Here is a 22,379-nt window from a genome sequence, read left to right on the forward strand (position 1 = left end):
AGAGCCAGAGCCAGAGCCAGAGCCAGAGCCAGAGCCAGAGCCAGAGCCAGAGCCAGAGCCAGAGCCAGAGCCAGAGCGCCAATTTTCGAGTCACCACTCAAGCTACGCAGAAATACGCGCGGCTGAGTTTGAGGTTCCTAACCTTGAGGATGTTCAGAAACTACTCAGTCGTTTAGAGGCGACCAATGTTGTTGATGAACTGAACCTTGATGAGTTGATGGATCAGAACACCCAGAAAATCGCCCAGCAAGCAGATATGCAAATGTTTGATGCCGCGGTTGAGTCTGTTCAAGTGTTCGAAGAACCAGAGATTCAGGATTGGAATCTTCCAGAACCCGATTTATCAATTGTTGTAGAGCCACCTGTTGAATCGCAGCAAATTGAAGAGTTACAAGCTGAACCGTTAGCGACGGAACAAGCAGAAGTTAAGGCTGTTGAGCCTGAACTTGACGTTCCTGAGCCCGAGACAGTTATTGAACCAGAAACTCAAGCCGGAGGTGCTGACCAGTTTACCTCTTGGGAAAGTACGGTTCGCAAAGAAGACTTTCAAGTCTTGTATTTTGATGTAAACGGCGTGACCTTTGCGGTGCCACTTGATGAGCTTGGCGGCATCCATCGCCTTGAAGAGTTAAGTCATATCATTGGTAAGCCAGCTTGGTATTTAGGTTTACAAACCAACCGTGATAGTCAGCTAGATGTGGTCGACACCGCAAAATGGGTGATGTCTGAGAAACTATCAGGTGACGAATACAAAGAAAACTATCAATATATAGTGATGCTTGGAGAGAGCTTGTGGGGCCTTGCGGGTACTGAGCTAAAAGGCACCGAGCTACTTAATACAGATAAAGTACGTTGGCGAGAAATGGCAGGGAAACGCCCATGGCTCGCTGGTATGGTAAAAGAAAAAATGTGTGCTTTGATTCATGTTGAAGCATTAATCGCCATGCTAAACGCAGGGCTAGATGTAAAAGCATTAAGCTAGTCATAAGCATTAGGCTAACAATAAGCATCAAGTTAATAATAGTGGTCGGTAACGACGGCAAGAGGATTATCTATGTCTCATATGAGTGAAGTTGAAGTAAGAAAAGAGCAAACGAATGATGAAGTACTTCAATGGGTGACTTTCCAGCTAGAAGAAGAAACTTACGGCATCAACGTAATGCAAGTACGTGAAGTACTGCGTTACAGCGAAATTGCTCCAGTACCGGGTGCTCCAGATTACGTTCTAGGTATTATTAACCTACGTGGTAACGTTGTTACTGTTATCGACACTCGTTCTCGCTTTGGTTTGATGCAAGGTGAAATCACAGACAACACTCGTATCATCGTTATTGAATCTGAGCGTCAAGTAATTGGTATTCTAGTAGATAGCGTTGCTGAAGTGGTTTACCTACGTTCTTCTGAAATCGACACAACGCCAAGTGTTGGTACTGATGAAAGTGCTAAGTTCATCCAAGGTGTAAGTAACCGAGATGGCAAGCTGCTTATCTTAGTAGATCTAAACAAACTACTAAGCGAAGACGAATGGGATGAGATGGCTCACCTGTAATGTTTGAAGCGCTTCCTTTAAGCCCTGCTGCCCTGATATCAGGCGTTGGGGTTTTTACGTTATTCATCGTGATTTTGATTAGCAAAGTAAAACGTGCGATTCAAAAGCAGCTCGATCAGTCACGTCTGCAAGTTCGTAACTTGGATAAAGAGCTTCAAAAATCGAGTAAGCAATTACTTGAGGTTCGCTCTGTTGTGGTTGGCCTTGGCCAGAAAGTGACGGAACAGCAAGATCTGATAAAGCACTTGAATGAACGTATTGTTGAGCTGGAACATGCTGACACCGATGGACGCTTGTACACACGTGCAACGAAAATGGTTCAGCTTGGTGCCGGGATTAACGAACTGATCGAAGAGTGTGAATTACCTAAAGCGGAAGCTGAGCTGATGATGTCTCTGCAGAATAAGCTCGCGGGTAAGGAAAAAATCCCTTCGTTAAGAAGTAATCCTTCATCGTACGATGAGCAACCCGATGCCTCTCGCGAGCGCAGAGACCCGCCTCGACGTCGTTAAAATGAGCGCTTAATTCGTATTGAGCAATTGATGTTTATTACGTATTCCTCTTAAAAGAAGCTTCGGCTTCTTTTTTTATGTCTAATCGATCTATATAGAACGATGTTTATAAGTGCTTGTATCTACGACAATATCTTGTTTGTTGATGAAAATGTGTAAATTGTGATGCGGTGGTAACAGTTTCTTACCGACTTTGTTCTATCGAAAACGCCTAGTCCTGTTTTGTCACCATGTTGGTGTGCTACTATAGCGCTCTCATTACTCGACTAAATTTACCTATGCTAGAAGTCTCAAATTTAACTGCTATTCGTGACGACAGGGTTCTGTTTGAATCGTTGTCTTTTCAATTGAAACCAGGTGAGCTGGTTCAGGTTGAAGGTCGTAACGGTACTGGGAAAACGACACTCCTTAGGATTATTACTGGTTTAGGCGATCGCGATGACGGCACTATCTCTTGGGACGGTGAGTCTATTGAATCGAGTCGAGATGTTTATCATCAAAATTTACTTTTTCTTGGTCACCAAACAGGCGTAAAGCGCGAGCTTAGTGCTTATGAGAATCTGAGCTTTTATCAGTCTATTCACAGTGGCGGTACCAGCAAAGAAGAGCTTTACCACGCGCTGGCTCAAGTGGGGCTTGCGGGCAGAGAAGACGTACCTGCAGGGCAACTTTCAGCAGGCCAACAACGCCGAGTTGCGTTGGCTCGCCTTTGGTTGAGCAAGCAAATGTTGTGGATTCTCGATGAGCCGCTGACTGCCATTGATAAGCAGGGCGTGAAAGTTCTCGAATCTCTTTTTTCTCAGCATGCAGACAACGGTGGCATTGTGCTATTAACTACGCACCAAGATATGTTTGCTGATAGCCCGAAACTAAGAAAAATTAAGTTGGGTGAGTAATATGATCTCTTCAATGACCACGATTATCCGACGCGAGCTGCTTATCGCGTTTCGACGTCAAGCGGATATCTTTAACCCTTTGTGGTTCTTCATCATTGTTATAACTCTATTCCCTTTGAGTATCGGCCCTGAGCCAAACCTACTTGCGCGCATTGCTGCGGGTATTGTTTGGGTGGCAGCTTTGCTCTCTGCACTGCTCTCTTTAGAGCGTCTTTTCCGCGATGATTTCCAAGATGGCGCCCTTGAGCAGATGATGCTGATGCCCATCCCGTTGCAGTTGGTAGTATTGTCCAAGGTCATAGCACACTGGTTGTTGACCGGGTTACCATTGATTTTAATCAGCCCATTGTTGGCTGTTTTGTTGTCTTTAGATTTTGATACTTGGCTCTCAGTTGTGTTGACCTTGCTGGTAGGAACACCCGCATTGAGTTTTATTGGTGCGATTGGTGTTGCGTTAACCGTTGGGTTACAGAAGGGCGGAGTCCTGTTAAGCCTGTTAATCTTGCCGCTTTACATCCCCATTTTGATTTTCGCGACGTCAGCGATTGACGCTGCGGCTTTGGGCGTTGCGTACAACGGCCAATTGGCGGTGCTTGGGGCAATGTTAATGGGTGCGATGACTATGACGCCTTTTGCGATCAGTGCCGCACTTAGAGTGAGTGTGAACTGATTGGGGTTCCGTTATCGTATAGCCAATGTGAACCAAACGTGTCGATTGGACTCATAGAGTCAGTAAAACTGAAAGTAAGACAAATAAAATTATTATAATTATAGCTTTAATAGCTGTAAGCAAAATGAAGTAAGAGTGAGATTACAACATGTGGAAATGGCTCCATCCCTATGCCAAAGCAGAAACCTCTTATCAGCTTGCTGGTAAACTTTTGCCATGGTTTTCGATCCTAGCGCTATTGTGTCTATCCGTCGGTACCGTGTGGGGGCTTGCATTTGCGCCTTCTGATTACCAACAAGGCGATAGCTTCCGTATCATCTACATCCATGTTCCGTCTGCAATCTGGTCGATGGGCGTATACATGTCGATGGCGATTGCTGCCTTTATCGGTTTGGTATGGCAGGTAAGGCTATCAGATATGGCCGCACTGGCGATGGCGCCTATTGGTGCTGTGTTTACCTTCATTGCGTTACTAACCGGCGCTGTTTGGGGTAAACCAATGTGGGGTGCTTGGTGGGTTTGGGATGCGCGTTTAACCTCGGAGCTGATTCTTCTATTCTTGTACTTGGGTGTGATTGCACTTCACCATGCTTTTGACGACCAAAAAACAGCAGCCAAAGCGGCAGGCATTTTGGCTATCGTTGGTGTCATCAACCTACCTATCATTCACTTTTCAGTAGAGTGGTGGAACACACTTCACCAAGGCGCGACGATCACTAAGTTCGACAAGCCTTCTATTTCAAGTGACATGTTATGGCCGCTTCTTCTTAACATCTTCGGCTTCGCCTTTTTCTTTGGTGCTGTGACTATGGTTCGTTTCCGTAACGAAATCATCAGTAAAGAAAGTCACCGTCCATGGGTTCGCAAGCTTGCGGCTGAAAAAGCGTAGTAGGGTAGGTAATTATGTATTTTGAATCTTTGAGTGATTTCTTTGCCATGGGAGGCTATGCCTCGTATGTATGGAGTGCATTTGGAATCACATTCCTCGCGATGATCATTTTACTGGTCGTAAGCGTTCGTCGTGGTAAGCAATTACTAAATGAAGTACAAGCTAAGATTGATCGTCAAGCTCGTATCGATGCAGCAAAAAATATGGAGAACACTCTATGAACCCAAGACGTAAAAAGAGGCTGGGCATTGTCTTAGCGATCTTTTTTGGTATCAGTGCGACTGTTGGATTGATGGTTTACGCACTTAACCAGAACATGGATCTGTTCTACACACCAACTGAGCTGGTCAACGGCAAAGATGGTAAGAAACCTGAAGTTGGTCAACGCCTACGTATTGGTGGCATGGTCGTAGTCGGCTCTGTAAGCCGTGACAATGAATCACTACGTGTTAGCTTTGATTTGCAAGATGTAGGCCCTAAAGTAACAATTCTATACGATGGCATCCTTCCTGATCTTTTCCGTGAAGGCCAAGGTATTGTTGCTCAGGGTGTTCTTAAAAATGCAACGACAATCGAAGCGTTTGAGGTGTTGGCAAAGCACGATGAAGAGTACATGCCTTCTGAAGTTGCGGAAGCAATGAAGAAAACCCATGAGCCTTTGCAATACACGACTGAACAAAAAGAAGGAAATGCTCAATGATAGCCGAGATCGGCCATTTTGCGATGATCCTGTCCTTGGGACTTGCATTGCTGCTAAGCGTGCTCCCATTGTATGGAGCCGCTCGAAATAACACATTACTGATGAACAGCGCACGACCGTTGTCGTGGGGTATGTTCGGATTCTTAGCGATTTCGTTCTTTATCTTGTGTTACGCGTTCTACACAAATGATTTTACGATTCAATACGTAGCAAGTAACTCGAATAGCCAACTGCCTTGGTACTACCGAATTACTGCGGTTTGGGGCGCTCACGAAGGTTCATTATTGCTTTGGGTTCTTATCCAAGCGGGTTGGACGGTTGCTGTAGCGACGTTTAGCCGTGGTATGCCTCAAGAGTCTGTGGCTCGCGTACTGGCTATCATGGGTTTGATTACGGTCGGCTTCTTGCTGTTCATTATCGTAACGTCTAACCCGTTCCTACGTACATTGCCTTTCTTCCCTGTAGATGGCCGAGACTTGAACCCACTACTGCAAGATCCGGGTTTGATTATTCACCCGCCAATGCTTTACATGGGTTATGTAGGTTTCTCTGTTGCGTTCTCTTTCGCAATCGCTTCTCTAATGAGTGGTCGTCTTGATACGGCATGGGCTCGTTGGTCGCGTCCTTGGACAATCGCAGCTTGGTTATTCCTAACGGTAGGTATCGCACTAGGTTCATGGTGGGCTTACTACGAACTTGGCTGGGGCGGCTGGTGGTTCTGGGATCCAGTAGAAAACGCTTCATTCATGCCTTGGTTAGCTGGTACTGCACTGATGCACTCACTAGCGGTAACCGAAAAGCGTGGCACATTTAAAGCTTGGACAGTATTGCTGGCTATCTCGGCATTCTCGCTAAGCTTACTAGGTACATTCTTAGTTCGTTCGGGCATCTTGGTATCGGTTCACGCATTCGCGTCGGATCCTGCTCGTGGTATGTTTATTCTAGGTTTCCTAGTCTTTGTTATCGGTGGTTCACTGCTGCTGTTCGCCGTTAAAGGCGCATCGGTTCGTGTTCGCGGTAACTTCGATCTGGTTTCTCGTGAAAACGCACTGCTTGGTAACAACATCTTACTGATTGCAGCGCTTGTCGTTGTATTAGTCGGTACGCTACTGCCATTAGTTCACAAACAGTTAGGCTTGGGCTCGGTATCTATCGGTGCACCATTCTTTGATATGTTGTTCTTCTGGTTAATGATCCCGTTCTCGTTCTTGCTTGGTATCGGTCCTCTGATCCGCTGGAAACGTGACAACCTGTCTAAGCTTGTTAAACCAATGCTGATTTCAGGTGCATTCTCACTTGGTTTGAGTGCGCTAATGGTTGCTCTACTGGCTGACCGCTTCAGTGGTACTGCGTTTGCTGGTTGGGTAATGGCGTTCTGGATCATCTTCATGCACGGCTTTGAGCTGCATGAGCGTGCGACTCACCGTCATACATTCCTGAAAGGTCTAACTAAGCTACCTCGTAGCCACTGGGCAATGATGTGTGGTCACATTGGTTTAGCCGTGACAGTTATTGGTATCGCGATGGTGCAAAACTACAGCATCGAACGTGATGTACGTCTGGCGCCAGGTGAAAGCTACCAGCTTGAAGAGTACAGCTTCCTGTTTACAGGGGTTCGTGACAAAGATGGTCCTAACTACGATGGTTACATTGCTGACTTTGAAATTACTAAAGAAGGCAAATACATCAACACGCTTCACGCTGAAAAACGTTTCTACACCACAGCTAAGTCTATGATGACAGAAGCAGCGATTGACCGTGGCGTAACGCGCGACCTTTACATCGCAATGGGTGAACGTTTAGACGACAACAAGTCTTGGGCTGTTCGTATCTACTACAAACCATTTGTACGTTGGATCTGGGCTGGTTCTTTGATCATGTCGATTGGTGGCGCTATTGCTATCAGTGACCGTCGTTACCGTTTCCGTAAGCCAACAAAAAAGTCGGCTGAAGAGCAGGAGGCTTAATTCGAATGAACAAGAAGATTTTATTCATTCCATTGATTGCGTTCATGGTTCTAGCTGGAATCTTTGCAACGCAATTAATGCGCAACCAGTCGGGCGATGACCCGACTAAGCTTGAATCTGTATTGATTGGTAAGCCTGTTCCTGAGTTCGGTCTAGAAGACTTAGAACAACCAGGTAAGTTTCATGATCAAGCGATCTTTAAAGGCGAGCCACTGCTTCTTAACGTGTGGGCGACTTGGTGTCCTACTTGTTATGCAGAGCACTCTTACCTGAACAAGCTCGCGGATCAAGGCGTTAAGATAATTGGTCTTAACTACAAAGATGATCGCAACAAAGCGGTTGGTTGGTTAAAAGAGCTGGGTAACCCGTACCTAATTAGCCTGTTTGACGGTAACGGCATGCTAGGTCTTGACCTTGGCGTATATGGTGCACCTGAAACTTTCCTAATCGATGCTAACGGCGTGGTTCGCTACCGCCATGTTGGTGACGTGAACCCAACTAACTGGGCATCGACGCTTGAGCCGATGTATCAAGAGTTGTTGGAGGAATCGAAATGATTAGAAAGGCACTGATTACTCTATTCGCTACGTTCGCAATCTCAGCGACAGTTTCTGCTGCGCCTATCGAGTTTCATGAATTTGAAACTGTGGATCAAGAACAGCAGTTCAAAGAGCTGAGCAATACGCTGCGTTGTCCTAAATGTCAGAACAACACGATTGGTGATTCGAACGCTGAACTAGCGGTCGACTTACGCCAAAAAGTGTACGAGATGACAAAAGACGGCAAGTCGAAGCAAGATATCATTGATTACATGATTGCTCGCTACGGTAACTTTGTGACTTACAATCCACCACTGACACTAGCAACATCGATCCTTTGGATTGGACCGTTTGCGGTGGTTGTGTTTGGATTTGGTTTGATTATTTTACGAAGCAGAAAGTCAAAATCAAAAGCAGCAGTAGAGTCAGATAAAGACTGGGATGCAGACAAAGAAGCTCGCTTAAAAGCGTTACTCGATGAAGAGAACGACGGAGATAAGAAGTAATGACTCTATTTTGGATTTCTACCATTATCCTTTCGCTAGCGGCAATTTTCTTAATTGTTCTGCCTTTCATTAATAAGAAGGCAAACAATGATGAAATGCTTCGCGACGAGTTGAACAAAGCATTCTATAAAGACCGTCTTGTCGAGTTAGAAGTAGAAGCAGAGGAAGGTCTTGTTGATAACCAACAAGAACTGATCGCTGATTTGAAACAGTCTCTGCTCGATGATGTTCCTGCACAAGAAGAGATGAAGAAGACTCAAATCTCTACGCTTGGTGTGGTTGTACCTTCGATCATCCTTGTCGTCGTTGTGACTTATGGTATGTACTTTAAGTTCGGTGCATTGGACAAAGTTCAGCACTGGCAAGAAGTGAGCTCGAACCTTCCTGAACTGTCTAAAAAGCTGATGTCATCGGAAGGTGGTGCACTAACGGATGATGAGCTGGAAGATTTGACTCTAGCGCTTCGTACTCGTCTGCATTACCAGCCAAAAGATTCAACAGGTTGGTTGCTGCTTGGTCGTATTGCACTGGCTAACCGCGACGCTGAAACAGCAAAAGATTCTATGGAAAGAGCTTACAAGCTTGAACCTAAGAATGAAGATGTTCAGTTAGGTTTCGCACAAGCTCTGATGCTTTCACCTGATGAAGCTGATCAAAACCAAGCTCGTTTGATTTTGAGCCGTTTGATTCAAAACGATTATGTCGACCTTCGTGTGTTCTCACTGCTAGCGTTCGATGCGTTTGAGCGTCAAGACTACCCGGGTGCTGTGAAGTACTGGAGCATCATGCAGCAGATGATTGGTCCACAAGACAGTCGCTATGAAATGCTTTCGCGCAGTATTGAAAGTGCTCAGAAGAAAATGGGCGACACTATGGGTGTTGACCAAGGTAAGACTGTTGCTGTAACGCTCGATCTATCTGCAGACGTGAATGCTGACCCTAACTCAGTGTTAATTGTGTCAGTGCACAGAGCTGATGGTTCTCCAATGCCTATCGCAGCGGCACGCTACCCACTAGGGACTTTCCCGCGTACTGTTGTTCTTGATGACGGCAACAGCATGTTGGAAGGACAAGAGCTGTCTAGCCTTGAAACTCTGATGGTTAGAGCTAGGCTTGATACAGACGGCAACGTTTCAACTCGCGAAGGTGATTGGTACGGTGAAAGTGAAGTGGTTGAACTGGGTGCTCCAGTGACCATTGATATCAATAAGCAATATTAATCATCACTTTGCATAGGTGTTAGCTATTCCGATTTGCAGATAAACGGTATAGACTTAGCCAAACAATTGAGGCCAGCGATTGCTGGCCTTTTTTATTTTTTGAATTCCTTATGGAAAAGGTGATATGTCTGCCAGTGTTTTAAGACTCTCGAGTTTACTTTTTATCACAAGCTTAACGGTTGGGTGTTCAAGTGCGCCGGACGAAAGTGTTGACGATGATAACCTCGAAACCTCTGAATACGTCGAAGAGTCCCACCCGAATGATCCTTTTGAAGGTTTCAACCGAGCGATGTGGGATATCAACTACGAATATCTAGATCCTTATTTAGTTCGCCCTGTTTCCCTCGCTTATGTTGACTACACCCCTGTGCCAGTGCGTTCTGGTATCTCCAATTTCCTAGCCAACTTAGACGAACCATCAAGCATGGTGAATAACCTTATTATGGGCAATGGTGAAAAAGCACTCGACCATTTCAATCGTTTTTGGATTAACTCAACGATTGGTTTGTTAGGCTTGATCGATATTGCCAGCGAAGCTGGGATCACAAAATACGACGATAAGTCGTTCTCTGATGCGATTGGCCATTACGGGGTAGGGAATGGTCCGTACTTCATGGTGCCGGGTTATGGTCCACTAACGACGCGAGAAGTGACTGAAACCGTCGATGGTTTGTATGTGCCTCTGTCGTTCTTGAACTTCTGGGCAAGCTTAGGCAAGTGGGCATTTGAGGGCATGGAAACACGTGCTCAGTTAGTGTCACAAGAGGCGCTGTTGGATAATTCTCCTGATCCATATGCATTAACGCGTGATGTTTACATTCAACGTCGTGATTTCAAAGCCGAGATTGAACCTGAAGAGGTCGACCTTGAAGAAGAAGACTTCATCGATGGTTATCTAGAAGATTACTAGAAACACGATTTAGAGAACCGATAAAAGAAAGGCTCGATGTTGAAAACAACATCGAGCCTTTTTAATGATTATGACTTTAGATTAAGTCAAACAGATTAGAAGCGGTAGTTAGCTTGGATACCCACTAGCCAAATACTACCAGTTACTTCACCTTCGAAGTCACCACCAAATGGCGCAGAACTTGCGTCATCTTCAACCATTTTTGCGTCTTTCGCTAGGATGTAAGTGAAACCAGCGTCTAGTGTTAGTTGCTCAGACCATTGGTAGCCAGCACCAATACTTAACCAAGTGCGGTCTGTTTCCGGAATCGTCGCAGTACGGTGTTCATCGCTTACCGCTGAAGTGTCGTACGCAATACCAGAGCGCAGAGCTAACTTAGGTGTCATTTGGTAAGTTGTACCGATCGCAAAGCGGTAGTTGTCTTCCCAGTTCTCTTGCTTGATATCTTGAGTTCGAGCAGGACCGAATTCAGGGATGTCAGCTACTAGTTCTTCAAAGCTGCTCCAATTAGTCCAGTTAACGCTCGCATGTACAGCGACTTTATCTGATAGTTGATGGAAGCTTGCAAGCTCGGCGGTTGCTGGCAATGCAAGTTGCATTGAGCCGTTATATTTTGACTTCACAGGAGTACCTAAAGCGCCAGCAACAGCATCAAAAGCGACACCATTTGCGTGCCCCTCAAGCGTTAGGTCTACTTCTGACTTGTAGGTAAAACCAAGGCGGTTGTTTTCATTGATCTGCCAAGCGGTACCAACTTGCCAGCCCCACGCTGTGTCATCACCTTCCATGTATTTTAAAGCTGTACCTTGAGGCATAGGAACTAGAGAGTTAACTGTAGATACCGCTCCAAAGCTACCTTCAGCCATGATGTAACGAATACCACCACCAATAGATAAGCTTTCAAGTACTTGGTAAGCCGCGTTTAGGTTTAGCTCCATTGTGGTAACACTTGCTTCGTTACCGTGGTTTGCGCCACCAAAGTCTTTACCTAGGTCTGTTTCCATACCGTAGTTAGTGCCAGCAGCAAAGCCTAATGCGAACTTGTCGTTGTACTTATGAGAAACATAAAAGTTTGGGATTACTGCACTGTGCGCAAAATCGCTAGAATTTGACGAAGTAGATTGTCCCATCATGGACGTAGAAGTACCGTCGATATCGATGTTAGGGTCAACATAGATAGCACCAACAGAAACCTGAGTGCCTTCTAGGTAAGTCAGCATAGCAGGGTTGCGCCATTGTGCGTCTGCACCGTCAGCCATTGCAGCTTCACCCGCGTATGCGCGGCCTAGGCCTGTTGCCGAGTATTCTGCTAGTTGAAAACCTGCCGCGTGAGTCACAGTAGAAGTCGAAAGTAGTCCAACTGCCACTGCAGCAGATAGAAGAGTCTTATTCATTTTCATTATTATGTTCGCTGAATCATAAGTATTTAGTGGCGTGATTCTACTTTTAGAGTCATTACTTTAAAAATGAAATTCGAATAAAACAGTGTTTTAGGGATTTAATGAGTAAATGTGTTTAATTATTAGAGAAATAATCTAAATGTTTCGGCTGTGTTGCGAAGTTTGAGCGTACACTTGTAGTCATATATTGACCTTGCAGGCTACAGTTGTAAGCTTAAATTGAAGTGGGTCAGTGGTTTAGGTAATAAAAAAGGGTCGCATAATGCGACCCTTTGGGGGTAACTTATTAACTTATATTAGAAGCTACGGCTGTACTGCAGGCCTAGTAGGATTGCATCAGCGTGTGTAGTCGCACTAACTGACGATGCTGTAACTGGAACGCCAGGTGCAACTTCAACTACAGTTGATTCATTAACTTTAACGTCATCACCTAATAGGTATGTAAAGCCAAAGTCAACGTTTGACTTATCATCAATATGGTAAGTAAAACCAGCTGACAACCATTGGCGATCTGAATCTGGTACAGAGATTGAGGTCAACTCATCTTGTGCGCTTGTGTCATACATGTAGCCAGTACGAAGAGTCCAAGTATCGTTCAGGTAGTATGTGCCGCCAATTGCATAGTGCCAACCATCTTGCCATTGGTATTGTTTTTGGTAACTAGAGCCAAGTGGTGAGCCGTCTAGGTTATCAAAGTCGATTTGGTCAAAGGCGCTCCAACCAATCCATTGAACAGAATAGTGAACAGCAAACTTAGTGTCTTCAATTTTGTGGTAACCAGAGAACTCAGCCATGTCTGGTAGAGGAAGAGTGATCTCTTGTCCTTTATCATCTTTAGCTGTGATCTCAGGGCTGTAACGGTAAGAAAGACCGAAGCGGTTGTTTTCATCTAACTCATAAACGGTACCAACGTTAAAGCCTACCGCCCAACCGTCAGCTTCATCTACGTTCACAAGATCTACTCCAGCTAGACCAGGAAGAGTTTGACTACCAGTGCGTTTCATTGTGCCTTGACCGTAGATAAGATCTAAGCCTGCACCAAAGCTCCACTGATCGTTTAGACGGTATGAGCCTGCTAAACCGAAGTTTATGCTCATTACATCTGTTAGACCGCCGTACTCAGTAGCAACATAATCGTCAGAAAACTCTGTTTTAGTACCAAAGTTTGAATATGCGTTAACGCCCCAAGCAAATTTTTCGTTCACTGGTACTATTAGGTGAATATTCGGAGCAATAGAAGTATCACCTACATCATCAGTATTACCTACTGCTACAGGTTGGTTACCATTACCTAAAGATGTGTATTCAGCATCTTTAACTTCGATCATAGAAGTAATGCTTTCAAAACCAAGAGAAAGCTCAGTTTTGTCAAACAGTGCCATTGCTGCAGGGTTACGTGCCATTACTGACGCGTTATCTGCGATTACTGCATCACCAGCGAAGGCACGGCCGATGCCGGTAGCTGATTGTGCGTTAAGTTGGAAACCTGCTGCCATCGCTTGTGAAGACGCCAGTGTAATTGTTACTGCTAAAAGAGACTTTTTAAACAGACGCGTGTTGTTGGTAGTCATTTATTCATTCCTTTATATATCCGCCTCTACAGGGCGATTAATTTGAGCAATTGCTCAATGGTGGCTGATCCTATTCGCAAGTATACGATATACAAATCCGACCATTGGAAATTTTGAGTGGAAAATTATGGAAATGACGCCTATCTGGCACGAAAATGGTGCGAAATACTGTTTTTTAGAGTTTTAACTCTAGAGGTATTGGTGGTGTGAATGGTTTTTCGGTTTATTTATAAATAAAGCCCAGCAATATCAGTAATATAATTGCTGGGCCTTTTGTGGCGGGGCTTTAAGAGCGAATTAGCTCATTGGTTTGATCATTTTTGTCAGCTTTTCGGCGATTTTGGAAACATCCTCACCATTTTCACCCACAAGGATTAAGCTGCTACCATCGACGGGTGTTACCGAGCCGGACATGCCTTTTTCATCAAAGTCGATAGGTTTATCTGTCGGAATACTGGTTAAAAACAACGTTACTTTGCCTTTTGCGCCTTGGAAGACCATATGTACTGCGTTGGATTTACCAAAGCCACAGTGGTTTAGGTAATAGACGTGGTAAGGGAAAGCATCATCAAACTGAAAAGCAAATGGGTTCATTTTTGCGTTGATTTGCTGCGATGTGACCTGTTCATCGATGGAACTAACAAAACTCTTTTCATCAACAACATGCTTCATCGCTGTATCAACCAAACTAGCTTGAGCTGGTGAAACGAATGCGTTGCCCCAATTCACTTGGCCAACTAATAAACCAGCAACAAACGCTACCGAGGCAGCCATTGCCATTGCTCGTCTCGCAAACGTAGGCCTTACTACTTTGCTTTCTTCGCTTGAGGTCTGATTGAACAGAATACGATCAGCAAGATCGTCTGGCACATCCACATTCATCGCAGAGTGGATCTGTTTATCAAGCGCTAGTACATCGTCTAAGAAGTTACTATTGGCTTCACTATTCGCGGCCGCATCAACAATATCTTGTGTACGTTGTTTAGGTTCCGACAATACACGACGACGAAATTCCAAATCATCCATTATGTTGCCCCCTCTCTGCCTCTTCTGTATCCAACAGCTCTTTCAACTGATTTCGAGCTCTGAATAAACGTGTCATCACCGTGTTTTTGTTGAGATCGAGAATATCGGCAATCTCATCACCACTAAAACCACCAATCACTTGCAAGAAGAGAGGTTCACGGTAATCAATTTCAAGTTTCATGATCTGGGCTTGCAACCACTGATGCTGATGGTGCGGGTCATCACTGACACTAGCATCGTTACCGTGATCGTCGATATCAACCAGATCAAACTGTTTGCGTTCAAAACGTCGAGCGTTCTCGCGTCTCAAGATAGTAATCAGCCAAGATTTAGCGGCTTTTTCGTCTTGAAGGCTATCGAGTGATTTCCATGCACGAAGGCAAGTTTCTTGAACTAAGTCTTCGGCAATGCTTTTGTCTTTGCATAACCAATAGGCGTAGCGAAAGAGGTCACGATGATAGGCACGCACGAGTGCTTCGTATTTTCTTTGTTTGTCCATATCAGAGTTGACCGGACGCTTGGCTGTTTTCTTTCCAAACATTTTTATTATTGACACACGAGCCTCCATAATTGCTCTGCGTATAGCTGTCCTCTATACGTTGTGCTTCGTTTTTATATTTTTAGAGCTAACGATCGGCAGGAAATCGTAAAATCACATTAAAATTGATCTACTTCAAAATCTAAGGCCTCGAACCCGTTATAGTACACCTTGTCGTCTAGTTAGTCATTCGTGGCTAGCATGTTGAGCAAGACGACACTTCCTTTTGAAGGCTGACTTTACTTTCTCCTAATCAGGAAACTGATTATTTCAATTGGCGCTAAGTTAATTGCTTTATATACATTCCGACCACACAGCTTTGTGTGGTTTTTTTTTGCCTCAAGAAAACCATTCTCTACATTGCGATAGCAGTCCTGGCTTACAATCGTTTAGTCTCTTACGACAACCTTTCCCCCAAAAAGGTTCGCCTGAATGTGCAGTTATATTTTCAAACAGTGAGATACTCGTATCACGTTTATTTAAACGCCCGTTTGATTTAATTAACAACTTCTTTACAATGCTTCAGGTCAGACCTCTTAACTTTAAGGAGAAACCATGGGCAAACAGGAAGTCAAAACGCGTTCTGGAGAACGTGTTGCCGTTGTCGCTGGATTACGAACCCCATTCGCTCGTCAGAGTACAGAATTTAGCCAAGTGCCTGCGGTTGACCTAGGCAAAATGGTTGTGAGCGAAATGCTTGCAAGAACGGATGTCGATCCTGCGCTTATCGAACAAGTTGTGTTCGGCCAAGTCGTGCAAATGCCAGAAGCGCCGAATATTGCGCGTGAAATCGTGTTGGGCACAGGCATGGACATCAATACCGATGCCTACAGTGTCACACGAGCATGTGCGACCAGCTTCCAAGCGGCAGTTAACGTGACTGAAAGCATTATGGCTGGCACGATTGATGTCGGTATTGCAGGCGGTGCGGACTCTTCTTCTGTATTGCCTATCGGTGTATCGAAAAAGTTAGCGGCAAATCTATTAGCGCTGAGCAAAACGAAAACTATGGGTCAAAAGCTGAAGATTCTTAAAACGCTTTCAGTAAAAGATTTGATGCCAGTACCACCTGCAGTTGCAGAGTACTCGACCGGTTTATCCATGGGACAAACGGCTGAGCAGATGGCGAAGACCCATGGTATTACTCGCGAAGCTCAAGACGCACTTGCTCACCGTTCTCACTCTTTGGCTTCTCAGGCATGGAAAGAAGGCAAGATTAAAGACGAAGTGATGACGGCATTCCCGGCGCCTTACAAAAAGTACTTAGCGGAAGACAACAACATTCGCCACGACTCAACGGTTGAAGGCTACGCTAAGCTGCGTCCTGCTTTTGATAGAAAATACGGCAGTGTAACGGCAGCCAATGCTACGCCGCTGACTGATGGCGGCGCTGCGGTGATGTTGATGCGCGAAGGTAAAGCGAAGGAGCTAGGCTTAGAAGTACTCGGCTATATTCGTGGCTACGCATTCTCAGCGATTGGTGTTGAAACAGATATGTTGATGGGGCCGACTTACGCGACCTCTCAAGTATTGAAGAACACGGGGCTAGAGTTGTCAGACCTAACGCTTATCGAGATGCATGAAGCGTTTGCAGCTCAAGTTCTGGCGAATGTAAAAATGTTTGCGAGCGATGAGTTTGCTCAGAAGAATCTTGGCCGTGACAAAGCGATCGGTGAGATTGATATGGAGAAGTTCAACGTGCTGGGTAGCTCAATTGCTTACGGACACCCGTTTGCTGCAACTGGTGCGCGCATGATGACTCAAACATTACGTGAATTGAAACGCCGCGGTGGCGGCTTGGCACTGAACACAGCGTGTGCGGCTGGTGGTTTAGGTGCAGCAATGATCTTGGAGGTAGAATAATGTCTACGACTCTTGATGCAACAACAGAAAAAGAAACAGTCGCTCAACCAGATTCAACGTCTGCGACTGAATCAACCCAAAAGAAAACGACAGCATTTTCTCTTAACATCGATGACCAAGATATTGCTTGGTTGGCGATTGATGTGCCAAACGAGAAAATGAACACGCTACAAGCGGCTTTTGCTGAAGAAATGAAAGCGATCTTCGAGCAACTTAAAGAAAAGCAGAGCCGAGTTAAGGGCTTAATCGTTCATTCTCTTAAGCCAGATAACTTTATCGCTGGCGCTGATGTAAGAATGCTGGATGCTTGTAAAACGGCTGATGAAGCGCAGTCTTTAGCTCGCCAAGGTCAAGAGATGTTCCAAGCGTTATCTGATCTTCCTTACCCAGTTGTTGCTGCGATTCATGGCCCATGTCTTGGTGGCGGTTTAGAGCTCGCATTAGCGTGTGACTACCGTGTGTGTACCGATTCAGATAAGACGCGTCTTGGTCTACCTGAAGTGCAACTAGGTTTGCTACCAGGTTCTGGTGGTACGCAGCGTCTTCCTCGTTTGATTGGTTTGCTACCGTCACTCGATCTAATCCTAACGGGCAAGCAACTGCGCGCTAAGAAAGCGAAATCACTTGGTGTTGTGGATGCTTGTGTCCCTGATACCATTTTGCTTGAAGTAGCAAAAAGCTATGTTGAAAAGAATACGGGCAGTAAAAAAGGTAAGCGTCTGGCGTCGAAAAGCCAAGCGTCGACTAAAGAAAAGCTGATTTCACGCACGGGCCTTGGTCGCAAAGTGATTTTTGAACAGGCTTCAAAGAAGACGAATCAGAAAACACGCGGAAATTACCCAGCAGCAGATGCGATTCTAGACGTCATTCGTTATGGCCTAGAGAACGGCTTTGATAAAGGCCTTCAGTACGAAGCGAAGCGTTTCTCTGAACTAGTGATGACCTCTGAGTCAAAAGCCCTTCGTTCGATTTTCTTTGCAACCACCGAAATGAAAAAAGAACATGGCGCAGACGCAGATCCAAAGGCAGTTAAGCGTGTTGGTGTACTGGGTGGCGGCCTTATGGGCGCAGGTATTAGTCATGTAAGCGTTGCAAAAGCGAAAGTACCTGTTCGTATTAAAGACGTATCAAATGAAGGCGTTTTGAACGCGCTGAACTACAACTTCAAGTTGTTCGATAAGCAGCGTAAGCGTCGCATTCTGAGCCGAGCTGGTCTTGAAAGTAAGATGCTTCAGCTTTCTGGTGGTATCGACTTTACAAGCTTTAACCACACCGATGTGGTGATTGAAGCGGTGTTTGAAGACCTCGATCTTAAGCAATCAATGGTTGCGGACATCGAAGCCAATGCCAAGCCAGAGACGATTTTCGCGACGAATACTTCTTCACTGCCGATCCATAAGATTGCGGAGAAGGCGCAGCGACCAGAAAATGTGGTTGGTCTTCACTACTTCAGTCCTGCTGAGAAAATGCCACTGGTTGAGGTTATTCCTCATGAGACAACCTCAGAAGAGACGATTTCAACGGTTGTAGCATTAGCGAAGAAGCAAGGCAAAACGCCGATTGTTGTTAAAGATACGGCAGGTTTCTATGTGAACCGTATTCTTGCTCCGTACATGAATGAAGCCGCGCATTTGTTATTAGCGAACGAGCCGATTGAAAAACTCGACAGCACGTTATTGGACTTCGGTTTCCCGGTTGGCCCAATTACCTTATTAGATGAGGTCGGTGTGGATATCGGCGCGAAGATTATTCCTATTCTAGTGAATGAACTTGGCGATCGTTTCCAAGGCCCAGATGTGTTTGATATTCTATTGAATGACAACCGTAAAGGTCGTAAGAGTGGTAAAGGTTTCTACACCTACAAGGGTAAGAAGAAGGAAGTCGATAAGTCAGTTTACAAGTTGCTTAAACTGCAACCTGAACCTAAGTTGAGCGATAACGATATCGCAATGCGCTGTGTGTTACCGATGCTAAACGAAGCGGTTCGTTGTCTAGATGACGGCATTATCCGTAGCCCTCGTGATGGCGATATTGGTGCTATTTTTGGTATCGGTTTCCCTCCGTTCTTAGGTGGTCCGTTCCGTTACATGGACCAAATCGGTATTAAGTCACTGGTTGAGATGATGAACGATTTTGCTGTGAAGTACGGTGATCGTTTCGCGCCATGTGATGGCCTACTGACGCGTGCTGGTTTGGATGAGTCTTTTTATAAGTAACTCTCTAACTCATTGATTACGAAGCCTACATCAAGCGATTGATGTGGGCTTTATTTTTATGCAGACATATTAGAGGTATGAGATTCCCGACTCAGTCATTCTTCCTTCTCGAGAATGACGTGGGAGAGTGATGTGTTCTGTCTGGTAGCGTTGGCTTGGTGTGGGAGATTCCCGATTCGGTCGTTCTTCCTTTTCGGGAATGATGTTCGAGAGATAAAAAGTAAGTTATTACGTTGATTAGAAAGGTGGTCAAACATACGTCAATCAAAACTATCGTCATCTCCTAAAGCGACGAAGGAGCGTAATAGGAGATCTGCTTTTATGTTGCATCCAATAAAAAAGGTTGATGCTTTCACATCAACCTTTGATTTCTAAAACACTCTTATCAACCAAGCTCAGTATCTTTCGGGCGCAACTGGAACTCATCAATAGAGCCAATCTCCACACCTGCCGACAACTTCTCTTCCTCATGATGGGCATTACCGTGCGCATGCATAATTAGACGATTTGCGGTGCGTGGTTTTAGTTGGCTCACCACAAAACGCATCATGTCTGAACGAGTTAACCCTTTAAGATCTTCCAACACACGCTCTCTCTGATTGAATTCCAAGTCCTTATTGCCTATCGCAACCCATAAGCGTTGAGCTCGTCCTCGCAAAGTCGTATCTGGTGTCGAAATCTGATTCCAGAGACCGCGTTTACTGCTGTGCCATTGGTAGTCGTTAAGCTCTAACAACACCATATAAAAGGCATTGAGGAACTCGTCTATCGAGGCTAATAAGTCTGCTGGAGCAGCATTCGGTGATTGTACATACAACACAATACCTGGGTGTCGGTTGAGTGGCATATTACCTGTGCCGACCATGTAACCTAGCTGCTGCTTGGTACGGATCTCATGGAAGAAGGTGGCTGACATCAAATGGTTCGCCAATGAATACAGCGCAATGTTTTTAGGAGAAATATCAGCGCACTGGTAATAAACCACGATTGCCGAATCATCTTGGTTACACACCACTTCACGCTGGAAGCTGCCGTTTTCACCTAGCATAATTAACGGGCGCAATGACTCTTCGTAGGCTTGGTCTTGAACACGTAGGGCATCTTTTAGCGTTTCCGCCATTTTATGTGCGTCGGCTTTTTTCCAGTCGCCATACACAAACATTTCTACGTGCAGTTCAGCCAAGATTGCTTGAACAAAAGAAGAGAGTTCATCGACCTCTATCGTTTCCAGCGCTTCAATTAATACAGAATAGGGCGGGTTATTTGGCTGAAGTATCCCTGTCATCGCATTAAACAGCTGCGAAATAGGGCGGTCTTGCGACGCATTATTCCAGTTTCTTAGCAATTGATGCTTAATCGTTTCGAAGCGTGTTGGACTAAAGTCGCGTGCTTGAAAGCGTTCAAGGATCATATTAAGCAATTGTGGTTGCTTCTCACTGAATCCAGAAAGTGTGAGTGTAACGCCGCCCTGATGGGTATACATGTTGTAACCCATTCCGGCGATTTCAGCTTGATAGGTATCTTTTTCAAGCGAGTCTAAGAACATTTCTACACACAAGCGCGTTTTAACGATATTTCTTGGGCTAGCGACTGAGTGTGGGCTGTCGATAGCAACATACACCACACCTTTAGGCACTCGAAATTGATGGTCTTGCAGGTGCCATAGCTTAAAGCCATCGAGCTCTTCTAACAGTTGTGGGAACTTAGCGTCACCTTCGAGTTCAGTAGGGTCTAGATCGTAGCAAATAAACGGGTTTTTGCTTGGGAGTTCAAACTGCCAACCGGGGTTAATGCATGCAAAGCATTGAACTTGTTCAGCGCTAAATGGTGTGACCGAGTAGGGCGTAAAATACCACTTCGCTTCTCTGTCATACTCGAATCCCTGAGCAACAATGGTCGCACGCATGTTGTCGACGGTTAAGTAAGGAAGCAAAGAGCGTTGCAACTCGTCATCGAAATGCGACATCTTGTAATCGCCATACACCACATCTTGCTCTTGATAGTGCTGCATATTGATAACAAGGTGGCTAACCACATCTAGTGGCCTTGCTGGCTCTTGAAAGCGGAAAGCAGACTCTAATACGGCACGTTTTTCTAGATAGCGCCACTCTTCTATGCCTTGTTGCTCGACTAATTTGATGTACTGAAATATCGCTTGGATGATGTTATCGGTTTTGGTTAAACCTTCAATGGTCAACGAGCAACTGACTGTGAAATCACGGTAGTTACTGCCGCTTGCGCCACCACCCGCAGAGAGGGATGTTATCCAACCTTTCTCTTTAAGTTGCATCATCAAACTGCCTTCACCTTCGTAACCTAACAGGTGGGCAAAGAACGACAATGGCTTAACGCCATAGTGCTCGTCCATGCTTGGCATAGGGAAGGTTAAGATCAGTTTGCGAACTTCTTTAATTGGCTCAACGCGGACTTGAACGCCAGTGCTTAACTCGCCAACAATTGGTACTTCAACCTTCTTGCCTTGTAGGTTGTGATTGGTGATCGAGCTAAAGCGATCCTCAACCCAGTTTTGCATTTCATCTAAAGATTGATTGCTAGACAATGTCAGCGTCATTAAGTCAGCAGAGTATTGTTGCTGGTGGAAAGCTAAGATCTCTTGTCGAATCGTCTCGCCGTTTCTGTCGCCCAACGTATCGATATTACCGACAGAAAACTTCGAGAATGGGTGATTGTGATTCACCAGTTCTTTGGTAACTTGGTACAAGCGTCGCGAATCGTCGTTGAGTTTCATCTTGTATTCGGAATCAACGGCTTGGCGTTCTTTATCTAATGCTTCTTCGTTGAACAGCGGAGCGGTAAAAAATTGGCTGAAGCGATCGAGTGCGGTTTCAAAGGCATTCAATTCAACATCAAAAAAGAAGCAGGTATGTTCTGTTCCTGTCCAAGCATTGTTGCTGCCGCCATGTTGGCTGATAAAACTTTGGAACTCTCCGACCTTTGGATACTTTTCAGTTCCTAAAAATAGCATATGCTCTAAGTAGTGAGCTAAACCCTCTCGGTCTGTAGGGTCATCAAAATGCCCCACATTGACGGCTAATGCGGCTGCTGATTTTTGAGCATTCTGATCTTGAACTAACAGTACACGTAACCCGTTATTTAAGGTTATGTAGCGGTATTGATGTTCATCATTTGGGCTTAAGTGCACAGGAGCATCTCCAGAGAAGGTGGTTTTTAAATTATGTACCCGATGATTCGGCGTGCAAACCTTGTGATCATATTTTGGGATATGAAGTGCTTTTTGGCGATTTCTAAATCAATTTTATCGATTTTTATCAGTAATTTATTTTCTTTTAACAAGATTGTTAAGAAAGTCGAACTCTTTGGCAAGTGACTTGATATAATTATTTATATTGACTGCGGTTTCTCTGGATTGAGAGCCAAACCTAAGT

At 45.0% G+C, this 22,379-nt stretch carries 20 protein-coding genes; 15 read left to right on the plus strand and 5 right to left on the minus strand.

Features of this window, described 5'->3' with window-relative positions:
- The 13 genes from MSG36_RS20530 to MSG36_RS20590 form a co-directional block, all read left to right on the plus strand.
- Window positions 1-982 (plus strand): chemotaxis protein CheW (locus MSG36_RS20530; RefSeq protein WP_248369550.1); only part of this gene is annotated, 982 nt, incomplete at its 5' end.
- Window positions 983-1,054: 72 nt separating this feature from the next.
- Complete coding sequence (locus tag MSG36_RS20535; RefSeq protein ID WP_017064109.1) at window positions 1,055-1,549, plus strand: chemotaxis protein CheW; 495 nt, start codon at window positions 1,055-1,057, stop codon at window positions 1,547-1,549.
- A complete protein-coding gene (locus MSG36_RS20540; protein ID WP_050644988.1) occupies window positions 1,549-2,061 on the plus strand; it encodes a DUF2802 domain-containing protein in 513 nt (170 codons plus the stop codon). The genes MSG36_RS20535 and MSG36_RS20540 overlap by 1 nt, the downstream gene beginning before the upstream one ends.
- Window positions 2,062-2,339: 278 nt before the next feature.
- Window positions 2,340-2,957, plus strand: coding sequence for a cytochrome c biogenesis heme-transporting ATPase CcmA (ccmA, locus tag MSG36_RS20545; RefSeq protein WP_048607846.1), 618 nt, complete (start codon window positions 2,340-2,342; stop codon window positions 2,955-2,957).
- A 1-nt stretch (window position 2,958) separates the two neighbouring features.
- Window positions 2,959-3,627 (plus strand): heme exporter protein CcmB, encoded by a 669-nt coding sequence (gene ccmB, locus MSG36_RS20550; RefSeq protein WP_017060658.1) that lies wholly within the window; start codon window positions 2,959-2,961, stop codon window positions 3,625-3,627.
- A 148-nt stretch (window positions 3,628-3,775) separates the two neighbouring features.
- The gene (locus MSG36_RS20555; protein WP_017064107.1) at window positions 3,776-4,516 is read left to right on the plus strand and encodes a heme ABC transporter permease; all 741 of its coding nucleotides are present in this window, start codon (window positions 3,776-3,778) and stop codon (window positions 4,514-4,516) included.
- Window positions 4,517-4,530: 14 nt separating this feature from the next.
- Window positions 4,531-4,737 (plus strand): heme exporter protein CcmD, encoded by a 207-nt coding sequence (gene ccmD, locus MSG36_RS20560; RefSeq protein WP_009848525.1) that lies wholly within the window; start codon window positions 4,531-4,533, stop codon window positions 4,735-4,737.
- Window positions 4,734-5,216, plus strand: coding sequence for a cytochrome c maturation protein CcmE (gene ccmE, locus MSG36_RS20565; RefSeq protein ID WP_017064106.1), 483 nt, complete (start codon window positions 4,734-4,736; stop codon window positions 5,214-5,216). The genes ccmD and ccmE overlap by 4 nt, the downstream gene beginning before the upstream one ends.
- Complete coding sequence (locus MSG36_RS20570) at window positions 5,213-7,183, plus strand: heme lyase CcmF/NrfE family subunit (protein WP_017060654.1); 1,971 nt, start codon at window positions 5,213-5,215, stop codon at window positions 7,181-7,183. The genes ccmE and MSG36_RS20570 overlap by 4 nt, the downstream gene beginning before the upstream one ends.
- 5 nt (window positions 7,184-7,188) lie before the next feature.
- The gene (locus MSG36_RS20575) at window positions 7,189-7,740 is read left to right on the plus strand and encodes a DsbE family thiol:disulfide interchange protein (protein WP_017060653.1); all 552 of its coding nucleotides are present in this window, start codon (window positions 7,189-7,191) and stop codon (window positions 7,738-7,740) included.
- Window positions 7,737-8,228, plus strand: coding sequence for a cytochrome c-type biogenesis protein (locus tag MSG36_RS20580; protein WP_048607850.1), 492 nt, complete (start codon window positions 7,737-7,739; stop codon window positions 8,226-8,228). The genes MSG36_RS20575 and MSG36_RS20580 overlap by 4 nt, the downstream gene beginning before the upstream one ends.
- Window positions 8,228-9,448: a c-type cytochrome biogenesis protein CcmI gene (gene ccmI / locus MSG36_RS20585; protein WP_050621064.1), complete on the plus strand. Its 1,221-nt coding sequence runs from the start codon at window positions 8,228-8,230 to the stop codon at window positions 9,446-9,448. The genes MSG36_RS20580 and ccmI overlap by 1 nt, the downstream gene beginning before the upstream one ends.
- A gap of 124 nt (window positions 9,449-9,572) precedes the next feature.
- The gene (locus tag MSG36_RS20590; RefSeq protein ID WP_086775687.1) at window positions 9,573-10,358 is read left to right on the plus strand and encodes an MlaA family lipoprotein; all 786 of its coding nucleotides are present in this window, start codon (window positions 9,573-9,575) and stop codon (window positions 10,356-10,358) included.
- A gap of 95 nt (window positions 10,359-10,453) precedes the next feature.
- On the opposite strand, the gene MSG36_RS20595 is transcribed toward MSG36_RS20590, so the two are convergent.
- The 4 genes from MSG36_RS20595 to MSG36_RS20610 all read right to left on the minus strand — a co-directional run bounded on the left by MSG36_RS20595 (window position 10,454) and on the right by MSG36_RS20610 (window position 14,896).
- Window positions 10,454-11,758: an outer membrane protein transport protein gene (locus MSG36_RS20595; protein ID WP_248369552.1), complete on the minus strand. Its 1,305-nt coding sequence runs from the start codon at window positions 11,756-11,758 to the stop codon at window positions 10,454-10,456.
- 296 nt (window positions 11,759-12,054) lie between these two features.
- A complete protein-coding gene (locus MSG36_RS20600; protein ID WP_248369553.1) occupies window positions 12,055-13,329 on the minus strand; it encodes an outer membrane protein transport protein in 1,275 nt (424 codons plus the stop codon).
- Between the two features lie 297 nt (window positions 13,330-13,626).
- Window positions 13,627-14,355, minus strand: a complete 729-nt coding sequence (locus MSG36_RS20605) for a DUF3379 domain-containing protein (RefSeq protein WP_048613142.1) — start codon at window positions 14,353-14,355, stop codon at window positions 13,627-13,629.
- Window positions 14,348-14,896 carry a sigma-70 family RNA polymerase sigma factor gene (locus MSG36_RS20610; RefSeq protein WP_017060646.1) on the minus strand — a complete coding sequence of 183 codons (549 nt, stop codon included), beginning with the start codon at window positions 14,894-14,896 and terminating at the stop codon, window positions 14,348-14,350. The genes MSG36_RS20605 and MSG36_RS20610 overlap by 8 nt, the downstream gene beginning before the upstream one ends.
- 552 nt (window positions 14,897-15,448) lie before the next feature.
- Between MSG36_RS20610 and fadI the strand changes: the two genes are divergently transcribed.
- Entirely contained in the window at window positions 15,449-16,756 is a 1,308-nt protein-coding gene (fadI, locus tag MSG36_RS20615; protein WP_048607862.1) for an acetyl-CoA C-acyltransferase FadI, read from the plus strand.
- Window positions 16,756-18,972, plus strand: coding sequence for a fatty acid oxidation complex subunit alpha FadJ (gene fadJ / locus MSG36_RS20620; RefSeq protein ID WP_248369554.1), 2,217 nt, complete (start codon window positions 16,756-16,758; stop codon window positions 18,970-18,972). Before fadI ends, fadJ begins: the two co-directional genes overlap by 1 nt.
- Before the next feature lie 385 nt (window positions 18,973-19,357).
- Here the strand turns inward: fadJ and MSG36_RS20625 are convergent, their stop codons facing one another.
- Complete coding sequence (locus MSG36_RS20625) at window positions 19,358-22,135, minus strand: insulinase family protein (RefSeq protein WP_248369555.1); 2,778 nt, start codon at window positions 22,133-22,135, stop codon at window positions 19,358-19,360.
- Window positions 22,136-22,379 lie beyond the last annotated feature (244 nt).

This window comes from Vibrio sp. 1CM8B, assembly GCF_023161685.1.
In the GTDB taxonomy this organism is placed as follows: domain Bacteria; phylum Pseudomonadota; class Gammaproteobacteria; order Enterobacterales; family Vibrionaceae; genus Vibrio; species Vibrio coralliirubri.

Bases quoted from the DNA above. Each gene is read 5' to 3' on its own strand.
- MSG36_RS20535 (WP_017064109.1), top strand. From the start codon at position 1,055: ATGTCTCATATGAGTGAAGTTGAAGTAAGAAAAGAGCAAACGAATGAT.
- MSG36_RS20540 (WP_050644988.1), top strand. From the start codon at position 1,549: ATGTTTGAAGCGCTTCCTTTAAGCCCTGCTGCCCTGATATCAGGCGTT.
- ccmA (WP_048607846.1), top strand. From the start codon at position 2,340: ATGCTAGAAGTCTCAAATTTAACTGCTATTCGTGACGACAGGGTTCTG.
- ccmB (WP_017060658.1), top strand. From the start codon at position 2,959: ATGATCTCTTCAATGACCACGATTATCCGACGCGAGCTGCTTATCGCG.
- MSG36_RS20555 (WP_017064107.1), top strand. From the start codon at position 3,776: ATGTGGAAATGGCTCCATCCCTATGCCAAAGCAGAAACCTCTTATCAG.
- ccmD (WP_009848525.1), top strand. From the start codon at position 4,531: ATGTATTTTGAATCTTTGAGTGATTTCTTTGCCATGGGAGGCTATGCC.
- ccmE (WP_017064106.1), top strand. From the start codon at position 4,734: ATGAACCCAAGACGTAAAAAGAGGCTGGGCATTGTCTTAGCGATCTTT.
- MSG36_RS20570 (WP_017060654.1), top strand. From the start codon at position 5,213: ATGATAGCCGAGATCGGCCATTTTGCGATGATCCTGTCCTTGGGACTT.
- MSG36_RS20575 (WP_017060653.1), top strand. From the start codon at position 7,189: ATGAACAAGAAGATTTTATTCATTCCATTGATTGCGTTCATGGTTCTA.
- MSG36_RS20580 (WP_048607850.1), top strand. From the start codon at position 7,737: ATGATTAGAAAGGCACTGATTACTCTATTCGCTACGTTCGCAATCTCA.
- ccmI (WP_050621064.1), top strand. From the start codon at position 8,228: ATGACTCTATTTTGGATTTCTACCATTATCCTTTCGCTAGCGGCAATT.
- MSG36_RS20590 (WP_086775687.1), top strand. From the start codon at position 9,573: ATGTCTGCCAGTGTTTTAAGACTCTCGAGTTTACTTTTTATCACAAGC.
- MSG36_RS20595 (WP_248369552.1), bottom strand. From the start codon at position 11,758: ATGAAAATGAATAAGACTCTTCTATCTGCTGCAGTGGCAGTTGGACTA.
- MSG36_RS20600 (WP_248369553.1), bottom strand. From the start codon at position 13,329: ATGACTACCAACAACACGCGTCTGTTTAAAAAGTCTCTTTTAGCAGTA.
- MSG36_RS20605 (WP_048613142.1), bottom strand. From the start codon at position 14,355: ATGGATGATTTGGAATTTCGTCGTCGTGTATTGTCGGAACCTAAACAA.
- MSG36_RS20610 (WP_017060646.1), bottom strand. From the start codon at position 14,896: ATGTTTGGAAAGAAAACAGCCAAGCGTCCGGTCAACTCTGATATGGAC.
- fadI (WP_048607862.1), top strand. From the start codon at position 15,449: ATGGGCAAACAGGAAGTCAAAACGCGTTCTGGAGAACGTGTTGCCGTT.
- fadJ (WP_248369554.1), top strand. From the start codon at position 16,756: ATGTCTACGACTCTTGATGCAACAACAGAAAAAGAAACAGTCGCTCAA.